Raw genomic sequence first — 14,747 nt, 5'->3', positions numbered from 1 at the left:
ATGAGACGCGGCGCGCGCACCGCAGCCGCCCTGGCGACGGCCGCGGGCTGCCTGTTGCTCGGCGGCTGCGGCGGCGCGTCCTGGCAACCCGCCGGGCCGGGTCGGGGCGAGCCCACGAGCTCCCCCAGCAACTCCGCCGCCGCGGGCGATCTCGCGATCGCGCGCAACGACACCCGTGCCGACTCGGTCTACCCCGAGATCGGCGACCCGCTCGTCGACGCCCTGCACTACGACCTCGACCTCACCTGGACGCCCGAGGAGGAACGGCTCGCCGCCACCGAGACGCTGACCTTCCGGGCCACCGCCGACGCGCCGCAGATCCCGCTCGACTTCAACGAGGAGCTCGCGATCAGCCGCGCCACCGTCGACGGCAGCCCGGCCGAGGTCACCGTCGAGGGCAACGACCTCACCGTCGCGCATCCGGTCACCGCCGACCGGCGCTACGAGCTGGTCCTGGAGTACGCCGGCACGCCGGCGACCGCCCCCGCGCCGAGCGCCCGCTCCGACTTCTCCGACGGCCTGGGCTGGAACGTCACCGGCGACGGCGAGACCTGGACGCTGCAGGAGCCCTACGGCGCCTTCACCTGGTACGCCGCCAACGACCACCCGTCCGACAAGGCGCTCTACGACTTCACGCTCACCGTCCCCGCGCCCTGGGCGGGCGTCGCCAACGGCGTCCTCACCTCCTCGACCACCGAGGACGGGCAGAGCGTCACCACCTGGCACCTCGCGGAGCCGGCGTCGTCGTACCTCGTGACGGTCGCGTTCGGGGACTTCCAGCACACCGACCTGGAGTCGCCGAGCGGCGTGCCCATCCAGGTGTGGACCGACGCCGACGGCGACGCCCTTCCCGGCGACACGGGGTCCACCCCGGAGGCGATCGACTGGCTCGAGCGGATCCTGGGTCCCTACCCCTTCGACAGCTTCGGCATCCTGGTCGTCGACAACGAGAGCGGCATGGAGACGCAGACCATGGTGACGCTGGGCGACACGCCGTACAGCCTCTCGGCGGCGGTGATCGTGCACGAGGCGGCGCATCACTGGTACGGCGACACCGTCTCGCCCGCGGACTGGTCCGACGTGTGGATGAACGAGGGCATGGCGATGTACCTCCAGGGCATGTGGGAGGCCGAGCAGGAGGGCGTTCCGATCGCGCGGAAGATGGACGAGTGGGCCGCCTTCGAGCCGGACCTGAGGGCGGCGGCCGGCCCGCCCGGCGCCTTCGACCCGGCCCAGTTCGGCGACGGCAACATCTACTACGGCCCGGCCCTGATGTGGCACGAGCTGCGCGAGCGGATCGGCGAGCAGCGCTTCTTCACGATGCTCCGCGAATGGCCGGCCGCACAGGCCAACGACACCGCCGACCGCACCGAGTACCTCACCTGGATCGAGGAGACGACCGGGGAGGAGCTGTCCGCCTTCTTCGACGACTGGTTGCTGGACCGGACGACCCCGCCACGCGACTGAGCCTGCTCAGCCTCGCCCCGTCGAGCCGGACCGAGCCTGGCCCACGGACCGGCGGGGTCAGCGGCCGGGCGGCGCTGCGGGCCAGAGGCAGCCGGCCGCGGCGGCCAGGACCGCGTCGGGCGGCAGGTCCTCGAGACGCCCCATGTCGTGCGTGGCCGCGAGCGCCTGGGCCGTGCAGTGGGCGGTCGCGGCGTCGAGGGCCGCGTCGCGCTCGAGGGCGCTCGCGAGGGCGGCGACCCCGGGTCCGGGGGCCGCCGGGTCATCCCCGCCGGCCAGCACGGTGACCGGGCCCGCCAGCCCGACCACGACCGCTGCCACCCCGGCCGCGCGGCGGGCCGGGACGCCCATCCTCCCCGTCCTCCCGCCCCTCCCCGTCCTCCCGGCCCGCGGCGCGGTCCGCGCCGGGATGCTCGCCCGCAGGTCGTCACGCAGTGCGGCGGCCGAGGAGTAGTCGCCGGCCAGGGCCGCGTGGAGGACCCGCGCGACGGCGCGCGGGAGCCTGGGCGGGAGTCCGTGCGGAAGCCCGTGCGGTGGCTGCCCGTCGTACGGCGGGCGGCCGGTCAGGCACGCGCCGAGCAGGCGGCCCAGCGCCTGCAGGTCGCCCGTCACGTCGCGCGCCGGGTCGCCGTCCGGGCGGCCCGCGATCCCGAAGTCGGCGAGATAGGCCACGGTGTGCGTGCCGCGTCGGCGCAGCAGGACGTTCGCCGGCTTGATGTCGCGGTGCACCAGGCCGACCCGGTGCGCCTCGGCCAGCCCGTCGGCGACCTGGGCGACGAGGTCGGCCGCCTCGGCCGGGGCCAGCGGTCCGTGCGCGCGCAGGGCGGCGCCGAGGTCGCCGTCGGGCACCAGCTGGCTCGCGAGATAGAGCCGGCCGCCGACCTCGCCGTGCGCGAAGACCTGGACGACGTGCGGTGAGTCCAGCGACGCCTGGGCCTGAGCCTCGCGCACGAACCGCGCCCGGAAGTCCGGGTCGTCCGCGAGCTCCGGCACGATCAGCTTCAGCGCGACGTGCCTGTCGAGCACGGTGTCGACGGCGTCGTACACCGTGCCCATGCCGCCCCGGCCGAGGCGCCGCGCGATGCGGTAGGGGCCGAGACGGTCGCCCGGCACCGGCGTACCGGAGCGCGGCGGGGTCGGCATCCCACCGTTCTACCCGCTCCTCGCCCCGCGGGCGAGCGGCCATCCCCAGCCCGGGAGGAGCATCGGCGCACCGCGCCGCCCCACCGGGGCGAGCAGGCGGCCGGCCACTAGCGTCGGGGCATGGACGAGCGCGACGGGTGGGCGAGCGAGGCCGACCGGATGGCTGCCTTGAGCCTCCTGGAGTCGGCGTACGGCGAGGGGCGCCTCTCCCGCGCCGAATGGCACAGGCGCGGCGAGCTCGCCCTGCGCGCGGAGACCGGAGCCGAGCTCGCCGCGCTCACCGAGGATCTGCGAGCCGGCCGCACCGCCGGCGGACGCCTGACGCGCTCGCGCCTCCTCCTTGCCGGAGTCGCCGTCGCCCTGGTGGGCATGGGCGGAGCGGCCTACACCGCCCTGCACGACGACGAGCCCGCGCCGGCACCCGCCGTCAGCCTGGCGGAACCGGCGCCGGCCGCCGAGCCACCGGACGAGCCGACCGACGCGCCCCCCGCACTCGAGCCGGAGCCGCCGGTCGACGACGGCCGACCCTCCGACGAGGCGGTCTACTCCTTCACGCCGGACGGTGTGCGGAGCTTCGCCGCTCTCTACGAGGAGGAGTTCGGCCGGCGACCTCGCGCGCTGGCCTTCGGCTTCACCGATCACCAGGCCGTGATCTATCGGCCCTCGCGAGCGCCCGGCAAGATCCACCGTTGGTTCCTGCGGGACGGCATCTTCCTCGACGACGGCGCACGGACGCCGAGCGCGCCGCTCGAGCCCGGCCTGATCTCGCTCGCCGAGGTCGACATCGACGCGATGTTCCGGCACGTGGACACCGCACAGCGGTCGGCCACCGGCCCCGTCGACGTCCTCGGCGTGACCATCCTGCGCACCGACGGCCGGCCCGCGGTGGTGGTCTCCGCAGGCAACCGCTCGAGCGGCAGCTGCTACCGGATCACGACCACCCTGGCGGGGAAGGTGCTCGCCGAGGACGAGGAGCCCTGCGGCTGAGTGGCGCGGTTCTCGACGTGGGCCGAGCTCCTCGCCGCCGGATCGCGGACCTGATGATCGCCGCCACGGCCTCAGCCGACGGGCTCGCCGTCGTCACCACGAACCCCGGCGACGTCACCGGGCTCGACGACCTCGTCCGGGTGATCGCGGTTCCGGGACCCTCGACCCCGTTGCGTCCCCAGCCCGCTCAGTACAACAGCGCGGTGGCGGGGTCGCTGATGAGGTCGGCGACGTCGGCGAGGAAGCGCGAGCCGGTGGCGCCGTCGATGTGGCGGTGGTCGAAGGAGAGGGTCAGCGTCATCACCTGACGCGGGACCACCTGGTCACCGACCACCCACGGCTGCGGCTTGATCGCGCCGAGGCAGAGGATCGCCGACTCACCGGGGTTGATGATCGGCGTCCCCCCGTCGACGCCGAACACCCCGACGTTGGTGATCGTGAAGGAGCCACCGGCGAGGTCGACGGGCTGGGTGCGGCCGTCGCGAGCGGTCGCGGTCAGCGCCTCGAGGGACTGCGCGAGCTCGACCAGCGACAGGGCGTGGGCGTCCTTGACGTTGGGGACGACCAGGCCGCGCGGCGTGGCGGCGGCGATGCCGAGGTTGACGTAGTGCTTGACCACGACCTCCTGGGCGGCCTCGTCCCAGGTCGAGTTCACCAGTGGCGTGCGACGCAGCGCGAGCAGGCAGGCCCGGGCGGCCACGAGCAGCGGGCTCACCTTCACCCCGGCGAACTCGGGGCGCTCCTTGAGGCGCGCGACGAGCTCCAGCGTCGCGGTGGCGTCGATGGTCACCCACTCGGTCACGTGCGGGGCGGTGAACGCGGAGGCGACCATGGCGGCGGCCATGTTCTTGCGCACGCCCTTGACCGGCTCGCGGGTCTCGCGGCCGGCCGGATCGGCGGCGACCGGAGCGACCGGAGCGACCGGCCGGGTGGACGCGGTGGGCGCGGTGGGCGCCGCGCCACCGGCGGCGGCGAGCACGTCCTCCTTGCTGACCGTGCCCTTCGGGCCGGTGGGCACCAGCGCCGTCAGGTCGACCCCGAGGTCGCGGGCCAGGCGCCGGACGAGCGGCTTGGCGAGGGCCCGGACCGGCCGGGCGAGATCGGGCGCGACGGGACCCGTCGGCGGCGTGGCTCCCTCCCCCGGCGCGGCCCTCTCCCCCGGCGCGGCCTTGCGCGCCCGGCGCTTGAGCGACCGCTGCTTGGGACCGTAGCCCACGAGGGTGACGTTGCCCTCCGGCGGGATGTTGGTGTCGATCACCTCGGTCGCCGGGGGCGCCGTGGCGGCCGCTGCGGGGGCGGCCGCGGCCGAGCCCTGCACCGCCGGGGCGGGCGCCGCACCGGCCTCGCCGATCCGGATGATCGGCGTGCCCACCTCGACGGTGTCGCCCTCGGCGGCGAGCAGCGCGAGCACCTGCCCGGCGTACGGCGAGGGCAGCTCGACGATGGACTTCGCGGTCTCGATCTCGACGACGACGTCGTTGATCGCGACGACGTCGCCCTCCTTGACCCGCCACGCCACGATCTCGGCCTCGGTCAGGCCCTCGCCGACGTCGGGGAGCTTGAACTCGTTCGTCATCTGCAGACTCCTCAGAACCCGAAGGTCCGGTCGACGGCGTCGAGAACCCGGTCGAGGTCGGGCAGGAACGCCTCCTCGATCCGGGCGGGGGGGTACGGCGTGTCGAAGCCGCCGACCCGCAGCACCGGCGCCTCGAGCGAGTGGAAGCACTCCTCGGTGACCCGGGCGGCGATCTCGGCGCCGAGGCCGAGCGTCACGTGCGCCTCGTGGACGACCACCAGCCGACCGGTACGGCGGACCGACTCGACCACCGGCACCAGGTCGAGCGGCGAGAGGGTGCGCAGGTCGATGACCTCCAGCGAGCGACCCTCCTCGGCCGCGACCGTGGCGGCGTCGAGGCAGGTCGAGACCGTCGGGCCGTAGGCGACGAGGGTGGCGTCGGCGCCGGGACGGACGACGCGCGACTGCCACAGCGGCGCGGCCGGCGCCGACTCGTCGACGTCGGCCTTCGTGGAGTGGTAGAGCCGCTTCGGCTCCAGGAAGACGACCGGGTCGTCGGCGTGGATGGCCTGTTGGATCATCGCGTAGGCGTCGGCGGGGTGGGAGCACGCGACGACCTTGAGGCCGGGCGTGTGCACGAACTGCGCCTCGGGCGACTCGCTGTGGTGCTCGACGGCGCCGATGCCGCCGCCGAACGGGATGCGGATCACCATCGGGATCCGGACCTTGCCGCGGCTGCGGAAGTGCAGCTTGGCGACCTGGCACACGATCTGGTCGTAGGCCGGGTAGACGAAGCCGTCGAACTGGATCTCGACGACCGGCCGGTAGCCGCGCATGGCCAGGCCGACGGCGGTGCCGACGATGCCGGACTCCGCGAGCGGGGTGTCGATCACCCGGGCGTCGCCGAAGTCCTTCTGCAGCCCGTCGGTGATCCGGAAGACACCGCCGAGCGCGCCGACGTCCTCGCCCATGACGACGACCTTGTCGTCGTCCTCCATGGCCTTGCGGAGACCGGCGTTGAGCGCCTTGGCGAGGGTCATGGTGGTCATCCGCGCACCTCCTCGAACGAGGCGGCGTGGGCGTCGTACTCCGCCTGTTGCGTCGCCAGCTCCGCGGTCTTCTCCGCGTGGACGAAGTCCCACAGGTCGTGGGTCGACGGATCCGGGAGGGCGTGGCACTCCCGGCGCATCCGCTCGCCGAGGGCGTCGGCCTCGGCCGCGACGTCGGCGAGGAACGCGTCGTCGGCCAGGCCGTTGCGCCGGAGGTGGACCTCGAGGCGCGCGATGGGGTCCTTGAGCTTCCAGTGCTCCACGTCGTCGCTGAGCCGGTAGCGGGTGGGGTCGTCGGTCGTCGTGTGAGCGCCCATCCGGTAGGTGTAGGCCTCGATCAGGATGGGCCCCTGCCCGTCGCGGGCCCGTTGCAGCGCGGCCTTCGTGACGGCGTACGTCGCCAGGACGTCGTTGCCGTCGACGCGGATGCCGGGGAAGCCGAAGCCCTGGGAGCGCCGGTAGAGCGGGATCCGTGACTGCCGCTCGAACGGCTCCGAGATCGCCCACTGGTTGTTCTGGCAGAAGAAGACGACGGGGGCGTTGTAGGACGCCGCGAACACGAAGGCCTCGTTGACGTCACCCTGCGACGACGCGCCGTCGCCGAAGTGGGCGACGACCGCGGTGTCGCGGTCGGGGTCGCCGGTGCCGACCAGGCCGTCGCGCTGGATGCCCATCGCGTAGCCGGTGGCGTGCAGCGTCTGGGCGCCGATGACGATCGTGTAGAGGCCGAAGTTGTGCTCGGCGGGGTCCCAGTCGCCCTGGTCGACGCCGCGGAAGAGCGCGAGCAGGCGGACCGGGTCGACGCCGCGGCACCAGGCGACGCCGTGCTCGCGGTAGGTCGGGAAGACGTAGTCCTGGGGCGCCAGGGCGCGGCCGGCGCCGATCTGGGCGGCCTCCTGGCCGAGGAGCTGGGCCCACAGCCCGAGCTCGCCGTGCCGCTGCAGCGCGGTCGCCTCCACGTCGAGTCGGCGCACGAGCGTCATGTCGCGGTAGAAGCCGCGCAGCTCGTCGGCGGTGAAGTCGGCGTCGAAGCCGGGGTGGTGGACCCGCTCGCCCTCGGGGGTGAGGAGCTGGACGAGCTCGGGCTCGGGTGCCTGCTCGGGGGCCGGCCCGAAGACGGGGTCGGTCATCGGGATCCCCGCGACGTCGTCCGGATACGAGGTAGGCGGGGAGCGAAGCGACCGGCGCCGAGGAGCGCAGCGGGTGAGAAGTGCTTCGTGGGGTGATTCATGTCGCCACTCCTTGCAGCCGCCCGCGGGATCGCCGCGGCACGGGTCGGGGGTTGTCCGTGGATCCGGTCTGCGTCACAGGGGTGGCGTGACGTGTGATCCGGAGCACATCTGCGATCACCACGATACTCGTCCCCATGAACGGCACTTGGTCTCTCAACGTCCGACGACGTCGGGCGTGACGCGCAGGAGCTCCTCCTGGCGCCCTGACCCCCCAGGGCGGTACGACGGCGCGGGGAGCCGGGTCGTCGTACCGGTGCGTCACTGCGCGGTCGAGACGGGCCCGCCCGGGGCCCGCGGGCGGTGACGGCCCGCCCGGTCGCGGCTGGCCGGGTGCGGGAACGGCTCGCTCACCCGCGTGAGCCTAGTGGTAGCCCGGCTCCGCCGACGGCGATTCGCGACGACCCGACCACGACGCGGCCACCACGAGGGCCAGCCCGACCGGGGCGGCCAGGAGGAAGCCGCGCGCGTACGGCTCGAGTGAGCCGATGACCGTGTCGAGCAGGACGCCGGCCAGCTCGCGCCGCTCCACCTCGACCCGGTCGAGCGCGGCCGACGCCAGGGGGTCGGCCGCCACCAGCAGCACGGCGGCCGCCAGCGCGCCGCCGAGCAGCGCGAGGCCGACGGCGCGACAACGTCCGCGCCACCCGCGGGCGGCGACCAGGGCCACGCCCACCAGGGCCAGCCACGCGAACGGCAGGACCCGGATGACGCCGTCGGCGGCCCGGTACGCCGGCCCCGCCTCGGCGACCCGTGCCTCCCGCTCGACGGGCACCAGGAGCGGGATGTCGGGCAGCACCGCGACCGGGATGCCGCGGTCCTGCAGCTGGAGGAGGACCTGGGCGAGCAGCATGCTGGCGTCGACGGTGATGACGCCGTCGGCCGGGGCGTCGGGGTCCTCCAGGACCGTCAGCACCTGGTCGTGCAGGTCGGCGTTGGCCGAGCGCCAGAACGTCGGGAACTCGGGACTCTCGACGACCACGGTCGCGGCGGCGCGGGCCCAGTCGCGCACCGCCGCGGGCAGGCCGACCGGCACGTACTGCTGGAGCGCCTCGACCGCACCGGCCGCGGCCGCGTCGGCCAGGATCCGGCGCACGGTCGGGTCGTCGGCGAGCCCGCCCACCGTGGCGACGTACTCGTCCCGGTCGTCGACCCGGGCGGTCAGCCAGGTGCCGGCGATCGCGAACGGGGCGAGGAGGGTGGCCAGCAGGAGGGCCACCGCGGTGGTGAAGGAGCGCACGCGGTCAGGATGCCGCAGCGGCCCCGGCCGGCGACGGACCTCGTGCCGGCCGGGGTGCCGAGTCGGCCGGCACGGCGCGGCCGCCCCGGCCCGGCCCGGCGCCGGCGGTCGTGGTCAGCCGGCCTTGTCGATCTTCCAGCGGCCGTCCTCGCGCGCCAGCTCGATCTGGAAGTCCTGGCTGGTGCCCTGGATGGAGAACTCGACGGTCACCGTCGCGGTGCCGGCCGCATCGTCCGTCTCGACCGCGCCGATCTCGTAGGTCACGAGGTCGCCCAGGCCGGTGGGGATCTGGTCGGCGCTGCAGCTGCCGCCCTTGCTGAGGTAGGCCGAGGTGACGAGATCCTCCGCGGTCGCGCAGTCGCCCGCGAAGGCGGCGTCGAAGAAGGCGGTCACGACCGCGGCCGGCTCGTCCGGCACGGCGTCGGCGGTGCTGCTGCCACCGGCGGACGGGCCCGTGCCCGAGCTCGGCGGGTCGGTCAGGGTGCCGGTCGGGTCCTCGTCGGGGCCGTCCGAGCCGTCGGAGCCGGTCGTCCGCGACGGCGCGTAGGACGACACGAGCCAGTCGCCGTCGACCTTCTCGAGCAGGAAGGTGTACGTCGCGCTGCCGGCCGAGCTGGTGAAGTCGGCCTGCACGCTCGCGGTCGAGCCGTCGACGCTGGCGTCGTGGACCTCGGACTCCACGTCCTCGGAGGAGAGCAGCTCGAAGGCCTCGGAGCTGCACGGCTCCGCCGACCTCGCCTCCTCGGTGAGCAGCCGCTCGGCCGCGGCGCAGTCGCCGTCCTCCGCGGCGTCGACCAGGTCCTCGACGACGTCCTCCGGGCCGCCGGCGGAGCTGTCGTCGCCACGGCGGTCGCCGTCATCGTCGTCGTCACCGGTCAGGACCACGATCAGGCCGATGATCACGCCGACGAGCAGCACCGCGCCGACGATGCCCAGCGCGATCCACAGGCCCTTGCCGGAGCCGCGCCCCGGCGCGGCCGGGCCGCCCGGTCCCCAGGGTCCGGGGCCGCCGGGGCCACCCTGCGGAGGGAACGGCGGCGGGCCGCTCGGGGGGCCGCTCGGCGGTGGTCCGCTGGGCGGGCCGGCGGGCGGCGGAGGCGGCGGGGCGCCGTACGGCGGTGGGGGCTGGCTCATGAGGGACCCATCTGCTCGACGTATGCGGAGAACCAGGACTCCATGCCAGCGGGATCCGAGGGGAAGTCCGGGATGTCGGAGGGCATACCCGACGGGAAGCCGCTCGGAACCTTGGTCGGCTTCCCGGCCGGCGGCGCGGGCAGGCTGGGCAGCTCGCTGGCCGGCATCGTGGGCACGGTCGTCGGCAGGTCGCTCGGGAAGTCGGAGGGGTCGATCGTCGGCAGGTCGAGGGTCGAGCCCGACGCCGGGGCCGGGGGCACGGTGCTGCTGGTGTCCTCGCCACCCCGACCGCGGTCGTCGCCGCCGTCGTCGCGACCGGCCACCAGGAACGCGGCCGCGGCCACGACGGCCACGAGCAGCAGCACGCCGCCGACGGCGAGGACGGCGCGCAGGCTGCGACCGCCGCCCACCTCGAGGGACGGGCCTTCACTCGGGAGCTCGGGAGGCACGGGGGTCAGCCTAGATGAGTAACTCCACTAGAGCCGGCGCTTGCACAATGGGGTCATGACCGGAGTGTTCACGCCGCTGAGCGGGGAGCACGCGTCGACGGTCGCGCGGGTCGCCGCGGAGGTCCGGCGCGCCGTGTTCGAGGGTGAGCTGGAGAGCGGCACCCCGCTGCGGGAGGTCGCTCTCGCGGAGTCCCTCGGCGTCTCCCGTCCGACGGTCCGCGAGGCGCTGACCGTCCTCGTCGCCGAGGGGCTGGCGACCCGCGAGCCGCACCGCGGCGTGATGGTGGCGACCCCGCGGGCGGACTCCGTCCGCGACGTGTGCCGCGCCCGGTGGGTGCTCGAGGGCGCCGGGGTCCAGGCCTGGCCGACCGCGGACGACGTACGTCGGGCGCGGGTGCGCACCACGCTCGACGCCTACACATCGGCGGTCCGCGGCGGGGAGGCGTCCTACGAGGAGCTCAACGAGCGGCACCTGGCCTTCCACGTCTCCCTTGTGGAGCTGACCGGCAGCACCCGGCTGGTGCAGATGGCCGAGGCGCTGATGGACGAGCTCAAGCTGGCCCTGGCGCAGGTCGAGCGGATGCACCGCAACGCCCACGACGAGGCGGAGTCCCACGAGGGGCTGGTGGAGCTGCTCGAGGCCGGTCGGATCGAGGGCCCGGGCGGCGCGCACGCGTTCCTGCGCGCCCACATCGACGACGCCGAGGTCGAGATCATCGAGGCGCTCGGGCTGGAGTAGGCGACCCGCGTGGTCGTCGCGCGGTCGGTGGGGCCTCTGCAAGACTGGCCGCATGCTGGCCTTCCTGTCCCGCTGGGCGATCACCGCCGCCGCGCTCGCCGTGGCCGCGCAGCTGATCGACGGCATCTGGTTCGAGGGAGCGACCTCGGGCCGCGCCGAGTTCGACGACAAGTGGCTGCCCCTGGTCGGGGTCGCGCTCATCTCGTGCGTGGTCACCGCCTTCGTCAAGCCGCTGCTGACGGTGCTGTCGATTCCCTTCATCCTCGTGACGCTGGGCCTGTTCCTCATCGTCCTCAACGCCCTGCTGCTGCGCTTCACGGCCTGGCTCGCCGACGCGGTCGACATCGGCTTCCACGTCGACGGCTTCTGGCCGGCGGTCTGGGGCTCGATCATCATCAGCGTGACGACCTGGTTCCTCGACGCCATCATCGGCGTCGACGACTGAGCGCCGCGCCGGTGGTCGCCGCTCCCCAGCCCCGGGTGCCGGGGCAGTACCGAATCGCCCTCGTCTGCCTCGGCAACATCTGCCGCTCGCCGATGGCCGACGTCGTCCTGTCCGCCCGCGTGGTCGAGGCCGGCGTCGACGACCGGGTCACGGTGGTGAGCGCCGGCACCGGCGACTGGCACGCCGGCGATCCCATGGACCGCCGCGCCGCGGCGCTGCTCACGGCGGAGGGGTACGACGCCAGCCGGCACCGCGCCCAGCAGGTGCTCGCGACCTGGCTGGACGAGCACGACCTCGTGCTCGCGATGGACCGCGACAACCTGCGCGACCTGCGTGCGCTCGGCGACGCCGAGGCCGACCGGGTGCGCCTCTTCCGCGACTTCGACCCCGACGAGCCCGGCGGCGAGGTGCCCGACCCCTACTACGGGGGCGACGCCGGCTTCCGGACCGTGCTCACGATGGTCGAGCGGACCTCCGCGGCGATCGTCGCCGCGGTGGTCGACGCGCTCGGCTGACCTGACGCGGGGGCGGGAGGTCCCGGTTGGCCCTACTCACCGGTCACCCGTACTTTTAGTAGGACGTCCTAGCAACGGCCCCGGCGACCCGGCACGGAGCCGACGAACGAGGGGAACCTGATGACGAGCATCGCGCGAGTGGGAGTGGTCGGCGGCGGCCTGATGGGGTCGGGCATCGCGGAGGTCAACGCCCGTGCCGGCAAGGACGTCATCGTCGTCGAGTCCTCCCCCGCCGCCGTCGAGGCCGCCCGCCAGCGCCTCGAGAGCTCCCTCAAGCGCGCCGAGAGCCGCGGCAAGATCGAGTCCGCGGACGCCGTCCTCGCCCACATCCGCGTCGTCGAGGACCTCACCGCCCTCGCCGACCGCGACATCGTCATCGAGGCCATCGTCGAGGACGAGCAGGCCAAGACCGACCTGTTCCGCCGGCTCGACGAGATCGTCACCAGCCCCGACGCGATCCTCGCGTCGAACACCTCCTCCATCCCGATCATGAAGCTCGCGGTCGCCACGAAGCGGCCCAGCCACGTCCTGGGCGTGCACTTCTTCAACCCGGTCCCCGTGCTCAAGCTGGTCGAGCTGGTCCCGTCCCTGATGACCGACGAGGCCACCACCGAGGCCGCCCGCGCGTTCGTGCAGGACGACCTCGGCAAGACCGCCATCGACTGCCAGGACCGCGCGGGCTTCGTGGTCAACGCCCTGCTGATCCCCTTCATCCTCTCCGCGATCCGGATGTTCGAGTCCGGCTTCGCCTCCGCGGAGGACATCGACCACGGCCTGGTCCTCGGCGCCGCGCACCCGCAGGGCCCGCTCGCGCTGGCCGACCTGATCGGCCTCGACACCGTGAAGGCCGTCGCCGAGTCGCTCTACGAGGAGTTCAAGGAGCCGCTCTACGCCGCCCCGCCGCTGCTCGCGCGCATGGTCGAGGCCGGACTACTCGGCCGCAAGACCGGCCGCGGGTTCTACACCTACGGCTGAGGTCCCCGTCGTACCGGACATCCGGGGCGTGAATCCACCGAGATCACGACCCGGAGGTCCGGTACGACGCCAGCCGGGTCAGCCCTTCAGCCCGGGGAAGTCCTCGTCGCGGAACTCCCCGGCCGGGCGCGCCCCCTCGACCTCGGTCTCGCGCTGGCGCAGCTCGACCCGGCGGATCTTGCCGGAGATGGTCTTGGGCAGCTCGTAGAACTCCAGCCGGCGCACCCGCAGGAAGGGCGCGAGGTGCTCGCGGGCGTAGCGCAGGATCGACTCCGCCGTCTCCGCCGTCGGCTCGTGTCCGGCCACGAGGGCGACGTACGCCTTCGGGACGGCGAGCCGCACCGGGTCGGGCGCCGGGACCACCGCCGCCTCGGCGACCGCGGGGTGCTCGATGAGCACCGACTCCAGCTCGAACGGGCTGATCTTGTAGTCGGAGGCCTTGAACACGTCGTCGGTGCGGCCCACATAGGTGATGTAGCCGTCCTCGTCGCGCGCCGCGACGTCGCCCGTGTGGTAGCGGCCGCCGGCCATCGCCTCGGCGTTCTTGGCCGGGTCGCCCTGGTAGCCGGTCATCAGCGTCAGCGGCCCACGACCGTCGGCGGCGAGGTCCAGGCAGATCTCGCCCTCGCCCACGCCGTCGACGACGGCGTCGGTGAGCGGGTCGACCAGGACGACCGGTACGCCGGGCAGCGGGCGCCCCATCGAGCCGGACTTCACCGGCTGGCCGGGGGTGTTGGCGATCGCCGCGGTCATCTCGGTCTGGCCGAAGCCGTCGCGGATGGTGAGTCCCCAGTGCCGCTCGACCTGGCTGATGACCTCGGGGTTGAGCGGCTCGCCGGCCGCGATCGCCTCGCGGAGCGCGCCCGGGCCGCCGGACAGGTCGGCGTTGATCAGCATCCGCCACACCGTCGGCGGCGCGCAGAACGTGGTGACGCCCTCGGCACGGAGCTGGCCGAGCAGCGCGGCGGCGTCGAAGCGCGCGTAGTTGTAGACGAAGACCGTGGCCTCCGCGAGCCAGGGCGCGAAGAAGTTCGACCAGGCGTGCTTCGCCCAGCCCGGGCTGGAGATGTTGAGGTGCACGTCGCCGGGCCGCAGGCCGAGCCAGTACATCGTCGACAGGTGGCCGACGGGGTAGGACACGTGGGTGTGCTCGACGAGCTTGGGCCGCGAGGTCGTCCCCGAGGTGAAGTAGAGGAGCAGCCGGTCGGTGCTGGCGTTGCCCGGGTGGGGCAGCGGCGCGGCCGGGACGTCGTACGCCGCCGCGTAGCTCAGCCAGCCGGACGGCGCGTCGCCCACGGCCACGCGCACGTAGTCGCCGGGCACCTCGTCGAACTTCGGGGCGTCGGCGCCGTTGCAGACGACCGCGCGAGCGTCGCCGCGACCGAGCCGGTCGACCAGCTCGGCCGGCCCGACCGCCGTCGTGGTCGGCATGATCACCGCGCCCAGCCGGATCAGCGCCAGCATCGACTCCCACAGCTCGACCTGGTTCCCGAGCATCACCACGACGCTGTCGCCGCGGCCGATCCCCTGGGCGGCGAGGTAGGCCGCAACCTGCTCGGAGCGGGTGACCAGCTCGCCGAAGGAGTACGCCGCCCGGCTGCCGTCCTCCTCGACGATGACCAGGCCCGGCCGGTCGCTGCCGCGCGCGTAGCCGTCGAACCAGTCGTGGACGAAGTTGAACGTGGGACCGACCTCCGGCCACGCGAAGTCCGCCACCGCCGCGTCGTACGACGTGCGCCGGGCTTGCAGGCCGTCCCGGGCGTCGCGCAGCGCGGTGGTCGTGGGGGCAGTCGTCGTGCTCATGGTGCTCACTCTCGTCGGAAGGCGACCGGCGCGGCACCCTCGATCGAGGGCACCGCGCC

Annotated in this window: 14 protein-coding genes; 6 read left to right on the top strand and 8 right to left on the bottom strand. The window is 73.9% G+C overall.

What is annotated here, in order from left to right; all coding sequences use genetic code 11:
* Entirely contained in the window at positions 1 to 1,467 is a 1,467-nt protein-coding gene (locus tag ACPZVR_RS01190) for a M1 family metallopeptidase (protein ID WP_436697737.1), read from the top strand.
* Positions 1,468 to 1,524: 57 nt separating this feature from the next.
* Here ACPZVR_RS01190 and ACPZVR_RS01185 read toward each other — a convergent pair whose 3' ends face one another.
* Positions 1,525 to 2,607 (bottom strand): serine/threonine-protein kinase, encoded by a 1,083-nt coding sequence (locus tag ACPZVR_RS01185; RefSeq protein WP_436697736.1) that lies wholly within the window; start codon positions 2,605 to 2,607, stop codon positions 1,525 to 1,527.
* A 120-nt stretch (positions 2,608 to 2,727) separates the two neighbouring features.
* On the opposite strand from ACPZVR_RS01185, the gene ACPZVR_RS01180 reads away from it, so the two are divergent.
* Complete coding sequence (locus ACPZVR_RS01180; protein WP_436697735.1) at positions 2,728 to 3,594, top strand: DUF1707 SHOCT-like domain-containing protein; 867 nt, start codon at positions 2,728 to 2,730, stop codon at positions 3,592 to 3,594.
* Positions 3,595 to 3,781: 187 nt separating this feature from the next.
* Here the strand turns inward: ACPZVR_RS01180 and ACPZVR_RS01175 are convergent, their stop codons facing one another.
* The 6 genes from ACPZVR_RS01175 to ACPZVR_RS01150 all read right to left on the bottom strand — a co-directional run bounded on the left by ACPZVR_RS01175 (position 3,782) and on the right by ACPZVR_RS01150 (position 10,211).
* The gene (locus tag ACPZVR_RS01175) at positions 3,782 to 5,170 is read right to left on the bottom strand and encodes a dihydrolipoamide acetyltransferase family protein (RefSeq protein ID WP_436697734.1); all 1,389 of its coding nucleotides are present in this window, start codon (positions 5,168 to 5,170) and stop codon (positions 3,782 to 3,784) included.
* 11 nt (positions 5,171 to 5,181) lie between these two features.
* Positions 5,182 to 6,159, bottom strand: coding sequence for an alpha-ketoacid dehydrogenase subunit beta (locus ACPZVR_RS01170; protein ID WP_436697733.1), 978 nt, complete (start codon positions 6,157 to 6,159; stop codon positions 5,182 to 5,184).
* Positions 6,156 to 7,289 carry a pyruvate dehydrogenase (acetyl-transferring) E1 component subunit alpha gene (gene pdhA, locus ACPZVR_RS01165; protein WP_436697732.1) on the bottom strand — a complete coding sequence of 378 codons (1,134 nt, stop codon included), beginning with the start codon at positions 7,287 to 7,289 and terminating at the stop codon, positions 6,156 to 6,158. Before pdhA ends, ACPZVR_RS01170 begins: the two co-directional genes overlap by 4 nt.
* 463 nt (positions 7,290 to 7,752) lie before the next feature.
* On the bottom strand, positions 7,753 to 8,628 hold the full coding sequence (locus ACPZVR_RS01160; RefSeq protein WP_436697731.1) for a hypothetical protein: 876 nt from the start codon (positions 8,626 to 8,628) through the stop codon (positions 7,753 to 7,755).
* 114 nt (positions 8,629 to 8,742) lie between these two features.
* Positions 8,743 to 9,762, bottom strand: a complete 1,020-nt coding sequence (locus ACPZVR_RS01155; RefSeq protein ID WP_436697730.1) for an Rv0361 family membrane protein — start codon at positions 9,760 to 9,762, stop codon at positions 8,743 to 8,745.
* On the bottom strand, positions 9,759 to 10,211 hold the full coding sequence (locus ACPZVR_RS01150; protein WP_436697729.1) for a hypothetical protein: 453 nt from the start codon (positions 10,209 to 10,211) through the stop codon (positions 9,759 to 9,761). The genes ACPZVR_RS01155 and ACPZVR_RS01150 overlap by 4 nt, the downstream gene beginning before the upstream one ends.
* Positions 10,212 to 10,266: 55 nt before the next feature.
* On the opposite strand from ACPZVR_RS01150, the gene ACPZVR_RS01145 reads away from it, so the two are divergent.
* The 4 genes from ACPZVR_RS01145 (at position 10,267) to ACPZVR_RS01130 (ending at position 12,885) form a co-directional block, all read left to right on the top strand.
* Positions 10,267 to 10,950: a GntR family transcriptional regulator gene (locus ACPZVR_RS01145; protein WP_436697728.1), complete on the top strand. Its 684-nt coding sequence runs from the start codon at positions 10,267 to 10,269 to the stop codon at positions 10,948 to 10,950.
* Positions 10,951 to 11,002: 52 nt separating this feature from the next.
* Positions 11,003 to 11,395 (top strand): phage holin family protein, encoded by a 393-nt coding sequence (locus ACPZVR_RS01140; RefSeq protein ID WP_436697727.1) that lies wholly within the window; start codon positions 11,003 to 11,005, stop codon positions 11,393 to 11,395.
* 11 nt (positions 11,396 to 11,406) lie between these two features.
* On the top strand, positions 11,407 to 11,910 hold the full coding sequence (locus ACPZVR_RS01135; protein ID WP_436697726.1) for a low molecular weight protein-tyrosine-phosphatase: 504 nt from the start codon (positions 11,407 to 11,409) through the stop codon (positions 11,908 to 11,910).
* Between the two features lie 129 nt (positions 11,911 to 12,039).
* Entirely contained in the window at positions 12,040 to 12,885 is an 846-nt protein-coding gene (locus ACPZVR_RS01130) for a 3-hydroxybutyryl-CoA dehydrogenase (RefSeq protein ID WP_436698211.1), read from the top strand.
* 78 nt (positions 12,886 to 12,963) lie between these two features.
* On the opposite strand, the gene ACPZVR_RS01125 is transcribed toward ACPZVR_RS01130, so the two are convergent.
* Entirely contained in the window at positions 12,964 to 14,688 is a 1,725-nt protein-coding gene (locus tag ACPZVR_RS01125) for an AMP-binding protein (RefSeq protein WP_436697725.1), read from the bottom strand.
* Between the last annotated feature and the right edge of the window lie 59 nt (positions 14,689 to 14,747).

Origin of the sequence: Nocardioides segetis (genome assembly GCF_051390595.1) — a bacterium.
Classification (GTDB): Bacteria; Actinomycetota; Actinomycetes; order Propionibacteriales; family Nocardioidaceae; genus Nocardioides.
This window is presented reverse-complemented; position numbering and strand designations above follow the sequence as displayed.

What these genes read in the sequence shown, in the direction of transcription:
- ACPZVR_RS01190 (WP_436697737.1), top strand. Translation starts at nt 1, where the DNA reads ATGAGACGCGGCGCGCGCACCGCAGCCGCCCTGGCGACGGCCGCGGGC.
- ACPZVR_RS01185 (WP_436697736.1), bottom strand. Translation starts at nt 2,607, where the DNA reads ATGCCGACCCCGCCGCGCTCCGGTACGCCGGTGCCGGGCGACCGTCTC.
- ACPZVR_RS01180 (WP_436697735.1), top strand. Translation starts at nt 2,728, where the DNA reads ATGGACGAGCGCGACGGGTGGGCGAGCGAGGCCGACCGGATGGCTGCC.
- ACPZVR_RS01175 (WP_436697734.1), bottom strand. Translation starts at nt 5,170, where the DNA reads ATGACGAACGAGTTCAAGCTCCCCGACGTCGGCGAGGGCCTGACCGAG.
- ACPZVR_RS01170 (WP_436697733.1), bottom strand. Translation starts at nt 6,159, where the DNA reads ATGACCACCATGACCCTCGCCAAGGCGCTCAACGCCGGTCTCCGCAAG.
- pdhA (WP_436697732.1), bottom strand. Translation starts at nt 7,289, where the DNA reads ATGACCGACCCCGTCTTCGGGCCGGCCCCCGAGCAGGCACCCGAGCCC.
- ACPZVR_RS01155 (WP_436697730.1), bottom strand. Translation starts at nt 9,762, where the DNA reads ATGAGCCAGCCCCCACCGCCGTACGGCGCCCCGCCGCCTCCGCCGCCC.
- ACPZVR_RS01145 (WP_436697728.1), top strand. Translation starts at nt 10,267, where the DNA reads ATGACCGGAGTGTTCACGCCGCTGAGCGGGGAGCACGCGTCGACGGTC.
- ACPZVR_RS01140 (WP_436697727.1), top strand. Translation starts at nt 11,003, where the DNA reads ATGCTGGCCTTCCTGTCCCGCTGGGCGATCACCGCCGCCGCGCTCGCC.
- ACPZVR_RS01125 (WP_436697725.1), bottom strand. Translation starts at nt 14,688, where the DNA reads ATGAGCACGACGACTGCCCCCACGACCACCGCGCTGCGCGACGCCCGG.